Here is a 16,328-nt window from a genome sequence, read left to right as displayed (position 1 = left end):
TTTCAGTGAAATCTGTTGTCACTAAAATAAAAGTATGATAAAATACTCTATTTTCGACGACGTGGAATAATCTTGATTGGTGTTCCTTCAAACTCAAAAGCTTTACGGATTTGGTTTTCTAAGAAACGAGCATATGAGAAATGCATCAACTCTTCTTCATTTACAAAAACAACAAAGGTCGGCGGTTTCACAGCGACTTGCGTTGCATAGAAGATCTTCAAACGTTTTCCTTTATCCGTTGGTGTCGGATTGATTGCTACAGCATCCATGATGATATCATTCAATACAGATGAAGGGATACGAAGATTTTGGTTCATGCTGACTTCTTCGATGATTGCTGGAATCTTATTCAAACGTTGTTTCGTCATTGCTGATACAAAAATGATTGGCGCGTAATCTAAATAGGCAAATTCTTCGCGAATCTCTTCTTCAAATTTTTTCATGGTATTTGTATCTTTTTTGACCAAGTCCCATTTATTTACAACCATGATGACCCCACGGCCTGCCTCGTGCGCATAGCCGGCGATTCGTTTGTCCTGTTCGCGAATACCTTCATCACCATTTAATACCACTAATACGACGTCCGAACGGTCAATCGCACGCATTGCACGCATCACAGAATATTTTTCTGTCGTTTCATAAACTTTCCCGCGTTTACGCATACCAGCTGTATCGATCATTGTAAATTCTTGTCCACTTTCGCCAACAAATTTTGTATCGATTGCATCTCGAGTTGTTCCTTCAATATCAGAAACGATCACGCGATCTTCTCCTAAAATGGCATTGATCAATGAAGATTTACCGACATTTGGGCGGCCAATCAAACTAAATTTGATTGTTTCATCTTCTTCTTCTTCATTATCTGTTGGGAAATGTTTGACTGCTTCGTCTAATACATCACCTAAACCTAATCCATGACTACCAGAAACAGGGTATGGATCACCTAATCCTAAAGCGTAAAATTCATAAATGTCATTACGCATTTCAGGATTATCTACTTTATTGACCATCAAAATAACTGGCTTGTTGCTTCGATATAAAATTTTAGCAACAGCTTCATCGGCATCCGTGACACCTTCTTTACCACTAGCTGCTAACAAGATAACATCTGCTTCATCAATAGCGATTTGTGCTTGTTGCTTGATTTGTTCCATAAAGGGCTCATCAACGATATCGATACCACCAGTATCAATGATTGAAAATTCATGGCCCAACCATTCACCTTTAGCATAGATCCGATCACGGGTTACCCCCGGTGTATCTTCGACGATTGAAATTCGCTCTCCAGCGATTCGATTAAACAATGTTGATTTACCAACGTTTGGACGACCAACGATTGCAATTGTAGGATTTGACATAACTTGATTCCTCGTTCCTCTTAATGTATTTATTTTCCCTTATGAAAAATAAATCTGATGCTCTTCAGCATATAACATCCAACTATCCGTATTAGATTATAGCTATAGACCTACTATTTGACTCATACTTATAGCACGTAAATACATCGCAAACAGTTGGACTAGCATCGTTTTTCAAATTCTCCTTAGTTTAACTAAGAAAACTCCTTCTGGCAAGAGAAGGAGCCATTTTCATAAGAAGGTTTTAGATACTCTTTGATATTTTAGTAAAATAGCAAAGAAAGAGAGCATTCCAGTAAACTGGTCTGCTCTCGATCATGATTATTCGTTAGCGTCTGAATCATCTTTCAACGCATCGCCTAAGATATCGCCCATTGTAAAACCAGTATTTTCTTCTGGTAATTCATACGCTTCTTCTTCAGCTGGCTCTTCTTTGGCTTCTTCAGGTTTTTCTTCTAAAGCTTTGATCGAAAGAGCAACACGATGATCTTCAGGGTGTACTTCTAAGACTTTGACTTGGACTTGATCGCCTTCATGCAATACTTCGTGCGGAGTCGCAATATGTTTGTGAGAGATTTGTGAGATATGCACCAAACCTTCTACTCCAGGGAAGATTTCAACAAAAGCACCAAAACTAGTCAAACGTTTAACTGTTCCTTCAAGAACCGTTCCTGGAGCAGCTTTCTCTTCGATATCTGTCCATGGTCCAGGCAAGTTTGCTTTGATTGATAATGAAATACGTTCTTTATCAGGATCGACAGAAAGAACTTGAACTTCTACTTCGTCACCAACATTTAAAACATCTGCCGGTTTCGCCACGTGGCTGTGTGAAATTTCTGAAACATGTACTAAGCCATCGATTCCGCCTAAATCAACGAAAGCACCAAAGTCAGTCAGACGAGCAACTTGTCCTTTAATTACTTGTCCTTCATATAAATCAGCTAAAAGGTCTTTTTTCTTCTCAGCTTTTTCAGCAGCAACAACTGCTTTGTGAGAAAGAATCAAACGATTTTCAGAAGGTTCGATTTCAATAATTTTGAATTTCAATGTTTTACCAGTATACACTGAGAAATCATCTACAAAATGATCATCGATCATTGAAGCAGGGACGAAACCACGAACACCCACATCAACCACTAACCCACCTTTAACAGTACTCGTTACTGGCGCTTCGATGATATTGCCATCTTGGTATTCTTTTTCGATATCTTCCCAAACTTTTTTCGCATCTAAACGGCGTTTAGAAAGAAGATAGCTACCGTTTTCTTTATCTTTTCCGATAGAAGAGATAACGACCAAATCAAGAATATCGCCAACCTTGACTTCATCATTGATATCTTCAACAGGTAATGTAGAAAGTTCTTTTGCAGGAACAACACCTTCCACTCCCGCACCTTCAATACCAACGATCACTTGTTTGTCTTCTAAGGCAAGTACCTCACCTTTAACAATATCGCCAACTTGAACTTCGTGCACACTTTCCATTGCTGCTTCCATGGAAACACTTTCGTTCTCCACTGAATTTCGTTCTAATTCTGTCATGTCGTTTGTCCTCCTAACCAACAATTCTTCATAAAATACACTACATAGTCTATTCTAAAATAATACACACGAAAAATAAAGCGATTTCTTCTTTTTTTCTAAAAATTAGTAGAAATTCGCTTTATTTGTCTAAAATGTTAATAATTTAAAAACCTTTTGCTGTGACGATCGCTTTAATTTTTTCAACTACTTGGATGATCGACATTCCTGTCGTATCTACTAATATGGCATCTTCTGCCTGAATAAGCGGTGATACTTCCCGATGAGAATCTAAGTAATCACGTTTAGCAATTGCTTCTTTGATCGCATCAAAATCCATCTCGATACCTTTTGCTTGATTTTCTTTATAGCGACGTTGTGCTCGCTCTTCAACACTTGCAACCAGAAAAATTTTGGCTTCTGCTGCTGGCAATACCGTTGTTCCGATATCGCGTCCATCCATTACGATACCGCCGGTTTTTGCCAATTTACGTTGTGCTTCTACCAATTCTTCACGAACTTTTCCGCGGGCCGAAACTTCAGAAACAGCTGCGGTCACGTCAGGCTGACGAATTGCCATTGTGACATCTTCACCATCAACAAAGACCAGTTGGCCATGAGCAGATTGTTTAAAAGTGATTGGATAATCAATTGCTAATTGCGCTAATTTATCTTCATCTGAAAATGCGACGTGATGTTTGATCGCCAAATAAGTGATCGTACGATACATCGCTCCAGTATCAACATAAATAAATCCATAATCGCTAGCTAGTATTTTAGCCACCGTACTTTTACCAGACGATGCTGGCCCATCGATGGCAATCGAAATTTTCTCCATACTTTACCTCTTTCCAATAAATAAGCCGTAATCATAAATGATCACGGCTGTATAAATTACTTAATTCTAATTGAATCTCCAGGATTGATTGCGGGCGAAAAACTACCATTAGGTAAGATTGTTCTACCATTCAGTTCAGCAATTGTTTCTACCGCAACACCGGTTCTATTAGCAATTTGCTGCAACCCTTCACCAGCTTGAACAGTTGTTGTTTCACCTTCAGTTGTTGAAGATGAAGAAGGTGTCGTCGCCGCTGCTGCTTGAGATGCTGAGGCTGCCGCTGCTTGTTCGGCTGCTGCTTGCGATGCTGAGGCCGCCGCTGCCGCTTGATTGGCTGCTTCTTGTGATGCTGAAGCTGCCGCTGCTTGTTCGGCTGCTTCTTGCGATTGTGATGCCGCAATAGCCGCTGAGTCATCAGTACTTTCTTCGGTTGTACTTTCTTCACTACTTGAAGTTTCAGTTGAAGAGGCTTTTGAAACTTCTGTCGTGCTTTCTGATGAGGCTGCTGATTTGCTGTCTCCATTAGTGATCCAGAAAAATGCACCGGCCGGAATCAAAATTAGGGCTAACAATAACGCGACAAGAATCGTCAAGAATTTTGTGTTTCCGCCACCTTTGTTCCCACCATTACTGCGGCGAGATTGGCTACGTGAACTTGTTGATTCTTCACCATCAGATTCATAAATATTTTGTTCCCATGGTTCGTTTTTCGTATCATTATAGCGATCTTTTCTACTCAATTTCTCTAACCTCCTAAATGCTATCGCCATGTATTATACCATAGCTCTAATTCAATTTGCGTCATATTTCAATCTTTCAAGGGATTTTTAAAAATTTTTTGAACAATTTTTTGCCATGGTATCTTTTCTTCAATCTTGGCTCGTTCAAACGGATGCAGTTGCAATTGAGCACCATCATTATCACAACAGCAATCATTTTTACTAGTTAATGTTTCAGCAAAATAACTCACTAAAAAGTCTCGCCTGCAATCGTTGGTATGAACATAGTCCAACATCTTTTGCAGTTGGATTTTTTTAGTCATTCCTCGTTGTTCTAATAGCCCCAACAACTCTTCCCCCGTATTTGGAAAGAAACGCTCCCACTTATCGATCAATGGATCATCAAAAGTGATATCCGTCATTTTTTGTTTAATTTCATAAAGTTTTTTTGATTGGACTGTTTGTTCCTGAAGAAAATGGTGAATATGTTCATCTCCATCTTCATATAATAGAATAGCTTGACTTAAACATCCGTCACGACCTGCACGGCCAACTTCTTGTAAATAATTCTCTGGGGAATCTGGCAAATCGTAATGAATAACGAAACGGATATCTTCTTTATTTATTCCCATTCCAAACGCATTCGTCGCAATCAAAATTCTCAAGTCTCCTGTTAAAAATTGCTGCTGCAACATTCGCCGCTCTTGTCCGCTTAATCCACCATGATAATAAGCGATCGCTTGTTGACCTTTGAATGTTTCATACAGCTCTTCAACTTTTTTGCGTGTCGCACAATAGATGATTCCCGATCCATCCAGTGAATTGATCAATGTTTGCAGTTCCTTTAATTTGTCTTCCCGTTTAACAAAGAAACTGATATTCGGCCGATCAACTGAATAAACAAATTCTTTTGCAGACTTTTCATTAAACAATAGACGTTGGATATCTTTGCGAACAGCTGGTGTCGCCGTAGCAGTCAGGGCTAGCACGAAAGGTGCTTCGATAAAGCTAGTGCCTTCCGAAAGTTTTAAATACTCAGGACGGAAATCAATGCCCCATTGAGAAATGCAATGTGCTTCGTCCACAACCACGAATGCTAATTTGATGGCTTTTAAGGTTTGTTGGACAGATGGACTTAAAAACATTTCAGGACTCATAAAAATAAACTTATAAGTATGGGCTTGATTCAAAATCCATTGCTTTTCCCATGAGGTCAACAAACTATTCAACGCAACAACTCTTTTTTCACCTAAACGTTGCAACTGAGTGACTTGATCTTCCATCAACGAAATCAATGGAGAAATCACCACCACAGTCCCCTCTAAGAGATAGCCAGGTAATTGATAGCACAATGATTTTCCTGTCCCAGTCGGCAGCATCCCTAACACTGAATCACCAGCTAAGAGCGTTTCAATAATTTCTTGTTGACCTGGTCGAAATCCATCAAACCCAAATTTCTTTTTTACTACTTGTTTTAGTTCCATAATTGTTTCCTCAAAAAATAGATTTGTGATAAACGAAAATTCAAATACGATAAGTCATATGATTGATAATGCGCATTGATGACTTCCTTTATATCCATGTCTTCAAAACTCAATAATTCAAACCGATCGAACGGAAATTTTTCATCCAACAAAGCCCATTCAATAAAATGATCGTTGATCGTTCCTTGTTTTAATCGACGTAGTATCAATATTTCGTCCACGTTTTTTTCTGTTAAGAACAACTCTTTCGTTTTTAACATACTGCGATTGATATTTTGTTGATCTAAAAAATCAATCAAACGTTTGAATTCACCTTCTGGTAACGCCTGTAAAAAACTGTCAATTGCTCGTTGGCGGTACAATTCAGCCCAAGGTTCCATTTTCCATTTCTCTGGTAAAAGCTGAAAAATCGTTTTCCCTTGAAAGTCATGTCCTGAAAATTGATTGGCCAAAAAATTTGCTTCATCAGTGGGCAAGCTTTCTAACGTTTCGATCAGCTCCTGTTGGATATTAGCTAATAGTTGTTGATCTGACTGTGCCAACCATTTTTTTATTTGATGCAAATAATACGGGCGATGTTCAATTGGTAGATAGTTTTTTTCATTAAACGATAGGTGACTGGTCACTTGGATGCTAAACAAAATCAATTGCCAACTTTCTTCGCGCATCCGGCCAAAACGTAAATTGTCGATCCCGGTCAGATCTACTTTTTCTGCTACTAATAACTGCTCGCCAGAAGATGTCAACTGTCCATATCCAGCCTCGATATCAATCAGGTGTTGGACCGCTAACTGTTGGATAGCTTCTTGAAAAGCGGCTTCTTTTAATTGAGGCAACGCCCCTAAAAAAGCTAAATTCTGATAAAAAAAACCATGTAGTAAAACTGAACTGGTTCTTTTACCTACTAATAAATGGTATAAAGTAGAGGTTCTTAACTTGTAGCCTGTTCGAAATAACGTTAAAATAAAAATTGTCATAGTAAAATCTCCTGTGGAAGGTGAAAAAATGAAATGCGAAATCATTCCTGAACGTTGCATCGCTTGTGGTTTATGCCAAACGATCGCGCCAGAAATTTTTGATTATACAGACGAAGGACTTGTTCTATTCGTAGGCGAACCTGAAGCGACCCATGAATTTGTACCTAAAGCACAGCAAGCAGCTGTCATTGAGTCAGCTAAACGTTGTCCTTCTCATGCAATCTTATATCAAGACTCACTATAACATATTTTAAATTTATGCTCGTTGTTAAACAACAATTGTCGCTAAAAAATAAAAAAAGCTTGAACAAAAGATTATTACTTTTGTCCAAGCTTCTTTTTTATTTTAGATTGAGTGGTGTTGTGAAGCAACTGTTTTTCTAGATAACCAAGGTAATAACTTAGCATGTAGTACTAGAAAGACCCCACTGACAATGGCTCCTTTAATTAAATTAAATGGTACGATCCCAACTAAGATATAGCGTCCTAAGCCCATCCCCAACATTTGACTTGCTGAAAGTCCAAAGACTTTTAAGTATAGTGGCGTGATGACAAAATAATTAGCTACGCTCATAAAAATCGTCATAGCTAGAATACCCAGACCTAACCCTAGTGCATGTTTAGCTTTCGTTTTTTGACGGTACATCAGAAAAATCGGTAATGTATATAATACTGATGCAAAGAAGCTGGCAAAATCACCAATCATATTATCGATCGAAAACCCAGTCATTGTTAGATGGACGATTGAGCGAATGAGCGCGGTCGCAATTCCCGTCATAGGTCCAAAGATAAACATGTTGATCAATACTGGAATATCACTAAAGTCCAACTTTAGAAATGGAAACATAGGAACGATTGGAAATGCAATCAATTGCAAAATCAATCCCATTGCTGCTGCTACTGCTACTGCTGTCATTTTTTGTAACTTTAAGTTCTTCATCTGAAATCCTCCGATTCGGAATCATCTTCATCGAACTATTTGAGTAGAATTTAATACGCAAAAAACTCTATGCTTCAGCAAAAGCATAGAGTTACTTGAATTGAATACAGACTCACTCAAATAAGCTCTATCTTCTTTATCCAGACTGTACTGTCGGTATCGGATTTCCACCGATTCGGCTGCTTACGCAGTTCGCGGACTATGACCGCCGGTCGGGATTTTCACCCTGCCCCTGAAGACGAACCTTAAATTATTTTTTTGATAGCTTCACTATAACAACTTTACTATCAAAAAACAAGTAAATGAGTTTAGTTATCTTGATTGATTTAATAATGAATTAATTTCCTTATTATTTAACCGGCGATATTCACCTGGTCGTAGTCCTTGAAGCGTCAAATCACCATAACGTTCACGTTTTAATTTTTGAACTGGTAAACCAACTGCTGCTAACATATTTTTTACTTGATGATTACGACCTTCGTGAATTGTTAATTCCACAATACTTGTACCAGCAACTTTATCAGTTGAAAGAATTTCAAAACGGGCTGGAGCTGTTTTCTTTCCTTCGATTCTTACGCCTCTAGTCAATGGCATCAATACTCGTTTTTCAGCATATCCTTTAACTTTTGCCACATAAACTTTATCGATTTCGTGTTTAGGATGGGCCAAACGTTGAGAAAAATCACCATCATTGGTTAACAATAATATACCCGATGTATCATAGTCCAAACGGCCTACAGGATAAATTCTTTCCGGAACGGCTGCAAAATAATCTGTGACGACTTTCCGCTTCTTATCATCTGAAACAGCCGAGATGACTCCCCGGGGTTTATAAAATAAATAATAAACTGGTTCTTCTTGATAAATCGGCACACCGTCTACTTCAACGATATCTTTTTTTCCAACTTTAGTTCCTAATTCTCTAATGACCTCACCGTTGACGCTGACACGCCCACTCGTGATATAATCTTCTGCTTTGCGGCGTGATGCAATACCGGCGTGAGCAATAATTTTTTGTAATCTTTCCATTTATACTTCATCCTCTTCCTTGAAACGATCATAAAACAAATCCAATGGTTCTTCATCGTCTGCCAGATCTTCTTCCATCATTTGTACATCAGGTAATTCCTTGATATCTTTTAACCCAAAATAATCCATAAAATAATCGCTTGTACCGTATAAAATAGCACGACCCGGACCTTCTACTCGTCCTTGTTCTTCGATCAATTGGCGAGCAACTAACGTCTGAACTGCCCCACTTGATTGAACACCTCGTAATTCATCGACTTCAGATCGCGTGATCGGTTGTTTGTAAGCAATGATCGATAGTGTCTCTAACGCAGCTTGGCTCAAACGATTAGCCATCGGCGAACGCGCAAAATCCTTTAATAGCGGAGCAAATCTTTTCTTTGTACTTAAGACAAAGTGATTGCCCACTTCTAAAATGGTCAGTGCAGAGGCTTTATCATTTTCATAACGCTCTTTTAACTTTTGGATGCTATCGTAAAGTTCTGAAGTCGCAGAGTCTAATGTAAATGATAATTCTTCTAAGCTCAATCCTTCATCACCAACAACAAAAAGCATGGCTTCGATTTGACTCATTTGGTTCATGGGGTAACTCCTTTAAAAATTAAAATTGGTGCATAGGTCTCTGACTGACTAGCGATTGCCTGACCTTTTTTCATTAATTCTAACAACGCCATAAACGTTGTGATCATTTCATCTTTAGTATAATGCGTAAACATTGATTCTAAAGTTAAACTTTCATTTTCAGCTAAATCAGCCAAGCGCTGCTGGATCTCTGTTACTTTTTGATCGATAGTGATTGATTCCGAAGCGACCGTTGTAGCGATCGGTTCTAAATCTTTTTTGCGTTTTAAAACATCATGTAGCGCCAAAAACAAATCAATCGTATTCAATTGATCTTTAGGTAAGGGTAAAATCTCTTCTTCATAATCACTGAGATCCATTGGAGCTTTCGTATAATATTGGCTGCGTTCTTGTTCTTTTTCAGATAAGACAGTCGCTGCATATTTATACTTGCGATATTCTAACAATTGCTGCACTAATGCATCACGAGGATCTTCTCCCTCGTCTTCCTCATAATCAAATTCTAACTCCTGTTTTGGTAATAACATCTGACTTTTGATCGACATCAATGTCGCTGCCATAACGATGTATTCCCCGGCAACTTCTAGTTCTAACGTTTTCATTGCATGAATATAATCCATATACTGTTCTGTTACCCCAGCGATCGGGATGTCATAAATGTCTATCTCCAATTGCTGGATCAGATGCAATAGCAAATCTAATGGACCTTCAAAAACATCTAATTTTAAATTAATGGCTTCCATATTATCCTCGTTTACGCTCTTGCCATTTTGCTAAAAACATTGACGTAGCAGGAGTGCCAATGATTCGCTCTTCCGGATAAAGTTCTTGGAGCTCATCCATCATTTTCAAGCTGATCCCTTCTCCACGATAAGATGGATTTAAACTAATATCGTGCAAAATAAGTTCGTCGCCTTCTAGTTGACTGATACCAATGACTCCTTGGACATTATCAGAAGTTTCATCATAGTAACAAAATAATTGGTACCGTTCATCTTCCTCGTATGTATCAATCTCTTTTAATAAATGTTTTTGATCTTTTAAACCGTCATGAAAGCCTAATAGCCCCATAGCAATTTTTCGTTGATTTTTTCGATATTTAGTAAGCACTTTTTCTCCTCCTGTTAAGCACGCGGGAAAAATTCTTTATACACTTCGGTCATCCTGCGTTTCGTGATGTGTGTATAAATTTGGGTCGTTGAGATATCCGCATGACCTAATAGCTCTTGGACTGTTCGTAAATCAGCCCCGTTTTCTAATAAATGGGTCGCAAAACTATGGCGTAATGTATGTGGTGTGACATCTTTTGTGATCTCAGCTTTGATCACATACTGTTTTAAGTTTTTCCATATTCCTTGACGACTCATTCCATGCCCATGGTTGTTCACAAATACATGGATTTCATTTGGTGTTTTTTTAGTTAATAAGGGTCGAACTTCTGAAAGGTAACGTTCAATCCAATGAATCGCATAATCACCTAAAGGTACGATTCGTTCTTTATCACCTTTACCGATTGTTTGCAACAGACCCATTTCTAAATGAATATCTCCCAGCTTCAAGCCAATCAATTCACTTACCCGTAATCCTGTGGCATACATCACTTCTAAAATCGCGCGGTCGCGAATCCCTAGATCAGTCGTTGTATCAGGTGCCGCAATCAAACGTTCCACTTCTGCCAAAGAAAGTGTCTGCGGTAATTTTTGCGCTTTTTTAGGACTATCGATGTGTTGCATTGGATCATGATCAGTATAACGTTCTTGACGTAAAAATTGATGAAAACGTCGTAAACTAGAAATCATTCGCGTAATCGTTGTGGTTGCCTTGCCAGCCTCGGTTAGACTCGCCAAAAAAGCAACGACTACGTAACGATCTACGGCAGTCCATTCAGTTATTCCTTGCTCTTTTAAAAACTGTAAGTATTGAAGCAAGTCGCGTTGATAACTAGTTCGAGTATTTTCTGAAAGACCTCGCTCAATCGATAAAAAATGCAAATATTCCGTAATTTGTTCTTCCATGCTTTCACCACTTTCGCTTTATCATAACAAAAAGCCCCTTGAAATGATAGCACGTATCTTTGCAAGGGACTACAAATTTAATTATGAATTAATCGATTTATTAAAAGCTTTATGCTCTATTTTTTTGTTGACAACTTTGGCAAATCCCATGAAAGGTCAAGCGATGGTCTTTTACTGCAAAATGATAACGTGATTCCACGATTCGTTCGACATCTCCCAGCAAGTCTTCTTCGATTTCTTCGATATTGCCGCACTCCAAACAAAGCAAGTGGTGGTGGAAATGCTCTGCACCCTCTTTGCGTAAGTCATAGCGTGCCAAGCCATCATCAAAACTGATTTTGTTAACGATCCGCAATTCTGTCAAAATTTCTAGTGTTCGATAAACAGTCGCTAAACCAATTTCTGGACTTTTTTTCTTCACGAGAAAATAGATTTCTTCTGCTGATAAATGATCTTTTTCATTTTCTAATAAAACGAGCACCGTTGCTTCACGTTGAGGAGTCAACTTGAAACCAGAATCATGGAGCTGTTTTTTCGTTTTTTGTAAGGCTAAAACTGCGTTCAAGAGAATTCTCCTTCATCTACATTATAATAATTATAAATAAGAAACCAAATAAACGTCTCTTTCTTAGAATTATTATAGTTTAAGCTTGAGAGTTATGCAAGGTTATTCTCAATTAGCTTTTCAACTTGATTTCTCCCTCAGTTTGACTAATCAATTTTTCTTTCAATAAATGACCGATCGCACGTTTGAATTGGCCTTTGCTGATGCCAAAGGCTTCTTTGATTTCTTCAGGAGCAGATTTATCCCAATAGGGTAACGAGTGTGTTGCATTTCGTTGCAGCATGGTCAAAATCATCGCTGCATCATCGTTGATCATTTCATAATTCCGTGGTTTTAACGACATGTTTAAAACGCCGTCAGGGCGAACACCGATAACACGTGCTTCAACTACTTCACCCAAACGAGGTTCTTTATAGCGTTCAGATGGATGAACAAAGCCAATATAAAAATCGTCCGTGATCAGATAAGATCCGGCAACTTTTAAACGATAAATCGTTCCGTTTTTATTTTCATTTTGCATTTCAGCCGAACCAGATCGACTTAATGAATGGAAAATCGCTTCATCTGCTAAAACACCCCACATACGATCCTTTTCATCTACTCGTAAGCTGATCATTAAACGATCGCCTTTTTTAGGCCATAATTCTTTCATGCTAGGCATTTCATCTAAAGATACCACCATATCTTTGTCAGGCAATCCGATATTAACGAATGCTCCTAAGTCACGGCGAACGTCAGTTACTTCACCAAAAGCAAAATGTCCGATCCGTACTTGAGGAATCACCGTAGTTATAACAGCTTCTTTCTTTTGATTGACATAGGCAAATCCTTCGATACTCTCGCCAATCTCATGTTCGCCTTCCGTTTTTGCTAATCGAAAAGTAACACCATTTTTTTGTACTAAATACATTGTTTCATTCTCATCAATAATCAAACCAGTAATAACTTGACCTAATAGCTCGTTCATAATTTTTGCTCCTTACTTATAATAAAGACAAAGTGTCTCGTGATTTTATTTAACATATAACATTCTCTAGCAGACCAATGCAAGCAGTAAAGCTGGAAAGAAGTATTCTTCCCAGCTCAATGTCATTGATTTAATTAGGACCATTTCCTTTGAACCAACCCGTTTTACAGTTGATCGTCACCAAATACATTGGCAAATCGGAATCTGAATAGCCCTTAGTCAAAGCTGCACGATTAGAAGTAGCATAAAGATTATAATAACCTTCACCATTTTCTATCTTGACAGGAACTAAGCTGTAACCACCTTCAACAATGTATCCTCGTGAAATACACGTTTGGATCACTTGCTCTTTTACACCCGCAGCCCAAGTGTAAGCAGAACTACTTGTGTCCCCGGCGGCACTGGTACTCGCCGCTTTTTGAGCGGCCTTATCTTGCTCGGCTTTTTCTTTAGCAGCCTTTTCAGCTGCAGCTTTTTCTTCAGCCGCTTTCTTTTCTTTATCTTTCAATGTTTGATCTACTCTAGCTAATTCCTCTATTTGAGTCTTGACCAGCTGTTGATTAGCGACTGCTTTTACTGCATTATTAGCAGTATTGTATTGATCGCGTGTCACTGAATCAATCATTTTCCCATCTTTTAATAAATTAGCAGTCTCTTTTTTAGCAGCTTCAACTTTTGTATATTGATCTTTAGCATTAGTGATTGCTTGCGCCATTAGTCCATCAAACTCTTTATCTCCTGTATCAACTGTCAAATCAACAGGATCTGCTGTTTTTAATAAAGGTTTCTCAACTATTTTATCGCCATCGATTGCAGCACTAGTGAATAATTGATTGACTGCTTGCTCAGCTGTCTGTTTAGCTATCAATTCATCATACTCTTTTTTCAAATCATCATAACGATTATTACTTTTATAGCCAGCTAATTCTTCATCGATTTTTGCGGCATTTAAATCTAATTTGTCTGCTGCAAGATAGATTTTTTTATCCGTAGTATAGTAATCATTGATACTTTTTTCGATCGTATCCAATGACTCATTATCCTTCTTGATTGTTGCGATCCGTTGCGCTTCTACTTTCTTCTCATGCTGGTAATAATAACCCCCACCTAAGCCTAAAACAATAACAGCTGCTAATGTAATGAATAATCTCTTGCGATTTTTCTTTGGTTTTTCTTCAGGCGGTTGAGTATTTGAAGGTGGTTCTTGTTGATCAGCTGTAGTTTCTACAACTGGTTCATCAGCAGATAATTCTTCGTTTTTGTTAGATATTACCGGTTCAATGATAGCTTCTTCCGGCTCCTTTATTGCATTTGTTTCAGTATCAGTTTCTTCTGATTGGCTTTCGCCTATCGGTTTAACTACTACTTTTTTCGATTCATTTGTCGCCGCATCTTCTTCAAGTGGTGCAGAAACTTCTGATTCAAACTCAGGGTCGACAATTATTGGATTTGGTTCAGGCTGTTCAGGGCTAGAGTCAGTCTCTTCGATTAATTCTTCAGACTCTTCAGAAACAACTTTGGCTTCATTAACAACTTCTGGTTGCTCTTCCTTCAAGGATTCTTCTGTAGAAGTCACGTTATCAGATTCAATAATTAAGTCTGGTACCTCTGGTTCATTCGGCTCTTCAGAAAGCTCGTTCGACTTTTCAGATTGATCACTTTCTTCTGCTGATGAGTGTTCTTCCTCAGCCTTTGCCTCTTCGATTGCCTCAGCAAGTAAAGAATCATCCTCAGGGTCAGCGCCTTCTTTATGTTGACGAATATACTGTGCCAAAATTGGATTCATTTCTAGCGCTTCTTCCGGTTCATGCTTTGGATCTTCGCGCTCAGAATCCGCTTCTTTCATTTTGTCCTCATTTTCTTTAAACATTTGTTGGACAGATTCGATCGGCATATTCGCCAATTTAGACCACTCAATAGTATCATTTAAATCATCGTCTGTTTTAATTTTATCTTCTTCATTTAACTGTAGTGAAAAGCCACACTTCGGACAAGTCGTGCATCCTTCGACTGGTTCAAAACCACAGTTAGGGCATTTTTGCAATGAAATCGGCTCCTTTTTTCAATCTTATGCTTTAATCTATCATATGTCACGGGATGTTCCAAGCAGTTTTCGGTTGAATTAATCAAAAATAAGAAAATCCTTTTTGAACAAATTGTTTGATTTATAATTGCGACAAATAAAAAACTCCTTGAGTTGCCTCAAGGAGTTCAACGATGTCTATTCTAAAAAGTCTTTCAATTGTTTCGAACGAGAAGGATGGCGTAATTTACGCAATGCCTTCGCTTCGATTTGGCGAATACGTTCACGGGTAACACCGAATACACGGCCTACTTCTTCTAACGTACGTGTTCGACCATCATCTAATCCAAAACGTAAACGTAAAACATTTTCTTCACGATCTGTTAAAGTATCTAATACATCTTCTAGTTGTTCTTTCAACATTTCAGATGCTGCATGTTCTGCTGGACTGGTTGCTTCCTGGTCTTCGATAAAATCACCTAAATGAGAATCATCTTCCTCACCGATTGGTGTTTCCAATGAAACTGGTTCTTGAGCAATCTTAAGGATTTCACGCACTTTTTCAGTCGGAAGATCCATTTCAGCACCGATTTCTTCGGGTGTTGGTTCGCGTCCTAAGTCTTGTAATAATTGACGTTGCACACGAATCAATTTATTGATTGTTTCGACCATATGAACAGGGATACGGATCGTACGCGCTTGGTCAGCAATTGCACGAGTAATCGCTTGACGAATCCACCATGTTGCATACGTTGAGAATTTGAATCCTTTGCGGTAATCAAATTTTTCAACAGCTTTCATCAAGCCCATATTTCCTTCTTGGATTAAATCAAGGAATTGCATTCCACGTCCCACATAACGTTTCGCAATACTTACTACTAAACGTAGGTTAGCTTCTGCTAAACGTTGTTTTGCTTCTTGATCTCCTTGTTCAATCAATAATGCAAGTTCAACCTCTTCTTGTGCCGTCAAAAGAGACACACGACCGATTTCTTTTAAGTACATACGAACTGGGTCATTGATTTTAACGCCAGTTGGGGCTGATAAATCTTCTTTTTGTGCTTCTTTTGCCGTTTTTTCATTTTGTTTCAAACTAGCTTTAGAAGGTTCACCATTTTCATCGACAACACTGATTCCAGCATCTTCGATTTTTTGAATCAAGTCATCCATTGCTTCAGCACCTAATGAGTACGGTGTTGCTAAACGGTTCGTCAATTCATCATAGACTACCTGTCCCAAAGGTTTTTTCTCTTTGATAAAGGCTGCTAATTTTTTTTGATATTCTTTGTCATTTTTTACATCTGCCATAA

At 38.4% G+C, this 16,328-nt stretch carries 17 protein-coding genes and 1 riboswitch; of the genes, 1 reads left to right on the top strand and 16 read right to left on the bottom strand.

Annotated features, from left to right (window positions below; genetic code table 11):
- Window positions 1-47: 47 nt before the first annotated feature.
- The 6 genes from der to ACKTSC_RS05875 form a co-directional block, all read right to left on the bottom strand.
- On the bottom strand, window positions 48-1,358 hold the full coding sequence (gene der / locus ACKTSC_RS05900; RefSeq protein ID WP_407857097.1) for a ribosome biogenesis GTPase Der: 1,311 nt from the start codon (window positions 1,356-1,358) through the stop codon (window positions 48-50).
- Between the two features lie 321 nt (window positions 1,359-1,679).
- Window positions 1,680-2,900 carry a 30S ribosomal protein S1 gene (gene rpsA / locus ACKTSC_RS05895; RefSeq protein WP_332581013.1) on the bottom strand — a complete coding sequence of 407 codons (1,221 nt, stop codon included), beginning with the start codon at window positions 2,898-2,900 and terminating at the stop codon, window positions 1,680-1,682.
- A gap of 145 nt (window positions 2,901-3,045) precedes the next feature.
- A complete protein-coding gene (gene cmk, locus ACKTSC_RS05890) occupies window positions 3,046-3,717 on the bottom strand; it encodes a (d)CMP kinase (RefSeq protein WP_332581014.1) in 672 nt (223 codons plus the stop codon).
- A gap of 56 nt (window positions 3,718-3,773) precedes the next feature.
- On the bottom strand, window positions 3,774-4,457 hold the full coding sequence (locus ACKTSC_RS05885) for a LysM peptidoglycan-binding domain-containing protein (protein WP_407857096.1): 684 nt from the start codon (window positions 4,455-4,457) through the stop codon (window positions 3,774-3,776).
- Window positions 4,458-4,525: 68 nt separating this feature from the next.
- Window positions 4,526-5,920, bottom strand: a complete 1,395-nt coding sequence (locus ACKTSC_RS05880; RefSeq protein WP_407857095.1) for a RecQ family ATP-dependent DNA helicase — start codon at window positions 5,918-5,920, stop codon at window positions 4,526-4,528.
- Complete coding sequence (locus ACKTSC_RS05875) at window positions 5,911-6,897, bottom strand: helix-turn-helix domain-containing protein (protein WP_407857094.1); 987 nt, start codon at window positions 6,895-6,897, stop codon at window positions 5,911-5,913. The genes ACKTSC_RS05880 and ACKTSC_RS05875 overlap by 10 nt, the downstream gene beginning before the upstream one ends.
- A gap of 28 nt (window positions 6,898-6,925) precedes the next feature.
- Between ACKTSC_RS05875 and ACKTSC_RS05870 the strand changes: the two genes are divergently transcribed.
- Window positions 6,926-7,141, top strand: coding sequence for a ferredoxin (locus ACKTSC_RS05870; RefSeq protein ID WP_332581018.1), 216 nt, complete (start codon window positions 6,926-6,928; stop codon window positions 7,139-7,141).
- A gap of 102 nt (window positions 7,142-7,243) precedes the next feature.
- Here ACKTSC_RS05870 and ACKTSC_RS05865 read toward each other — a convergent pair whose 3' ends face one another.
- The 10 genes from ACKTSC_RS05865 to rpoD form a co-directional block, all read right to left on the bottom strand.
- Entirely contained in the window at window positions 7,244-7,837 is a 594-nt protein-coding gene (locus ACKTSC_RS05865) for an ECF transporter S component (RefSeq protein WP_332581019.1), read from the bottom strand.
- A 125-nt stretch (window positions 7,838-7,962) separates the two neighbouring features.
- Window positions 7,963-8,081: riboswitch (FMN riboswitch) on the bottom strand.
- Between the two features lie 68 nt (window positions 8,082-8,149).
- The gene (locus ACKTSC_RS05860; RefSeq protein ID WP_332581020.1) at window positions 8,150-8,866 is read right to left on the bottom strand and encodes a pseudouridine synthase; all 717 of its coding nucleotides are present in this window, start codon (window positions 8,864-8,866) and stop codon (window positions 8,150-8,152) included.
- Complete coding sequence (scpB, locus tag ACKTSC_RS05855) at window positions 8,867-9,448, bottom strand: SMC-Scp complex subunit ScpB (RefSeq protein WP_332581021.1); 582 nt, start codon at window positions 9,446-9,448, stop codon at window positions 8,867-8,869. It abuts the gene before it with no gap.
- Complete coding sequence (locus ACKTSC_RS05850; protein ID WP_332581022.1) at window positions 9,445-10,191, bottom strand: segregation/condensation protein A; 747 nt, start codon at window positions 10,189-10,191, stop codon at window positions 9,445-9,447. The genes scpB and ACKTSC_RS05850 overlap by 4 nt, the downstream gene beginning before the upstream one ends.
- Before the next feature lies 1 nt (window position 10,192).
- Complete coding sequence (locus ACKTSC_RS05845; protein ID WP_332581023.1) at window positions 10,193-10,558, bottom strand: GNAT family N-acetyltransferase; 366 nt, start codon at window positions 10,556-10,558, stop codon at window positions 10,193-10,195.
- Between the two features lie 14 nt (window positions 10,559-10,572).
- Window positions 10,573-11,463, bottom strand: a complete 891-nt coding sequence (gene xerD / locus ACKTSC_RS05840) for a site-specific tyrosine recombinase XerD (RefSeq protein WP_332581024.1) — start codon at window positions 11,461-11,463, stop codon at window positions 10,573-10,575.
- A gap of 109 nt (window positions 11,464-11,572) precedes the next feature.
- Window positions 11,573-12,028: a ferric iron uptake transcriptional regulator gene (gene fur, locus ACKTSC_RS05835; protein ID WP_332581025.1), complete on the bottom strand. Its 456-nt coding sequence runs from the start codon at window positions 12,026-12,028 to the stop codon at window positions 11,573-11,575.
- A gap of 112 nt (window positions 12,029-12,140) precedes the next feature.
- On the bottom strand, window positions 12,141-12,995 hold the full coding sequence (locus ACKTSC_RS05830) for a CvfB family protein (RefSeq protein WP_332581026.1): 855 nt from the start codon (window positions 12,993-12,995) through the stop codon (window positions 12,141-12,143).
- A gap of 130 nt (window positions 12,996-13,125) precedes the next feature.
- Complete coding sequence (locus tag ACKTSC_RS05825) at window positions 13,126-15,039, bottom strand: cell division site-positioning protein MapZ family protein (RefSeq protein ID WP_407857093.1); 1,914 nt, start codon at window positions 15,037-15,039, stop codon at window positions 13,126-13,128.
- A gap of 177 nt (window positions 15,040-15,216) precedes the next feature.
- The gene (rpoD, locus tag ACKTSC_RS05820) at window positions 15,217-16,326 is read right to left on the bottom strand and encodes an RNA polymerase sigma factor RpoD (protein ID WP_407857092.1); all 1,110 of its coding nucleotides are present in this window, start codon (window positions 16,324-16,326) and stop codon (window positions 15,217-15,219) included.
- Window positions 16,327-16,328 lie beyond the last annotated feature (2 nt).

This window comes from Enterococcus hailinensis, from assembly GCF_045862035.1.
GTDB classification, from domain to species: Bacteria; Bacillota; Bacilli; order Lactobacillales; family Enterococcaceae; genus Enterococcus_A; species Enterococcus_A hailinensis.
This window is presented reverse-complemented; position numbering and strand designations above follow the sequence as displayed.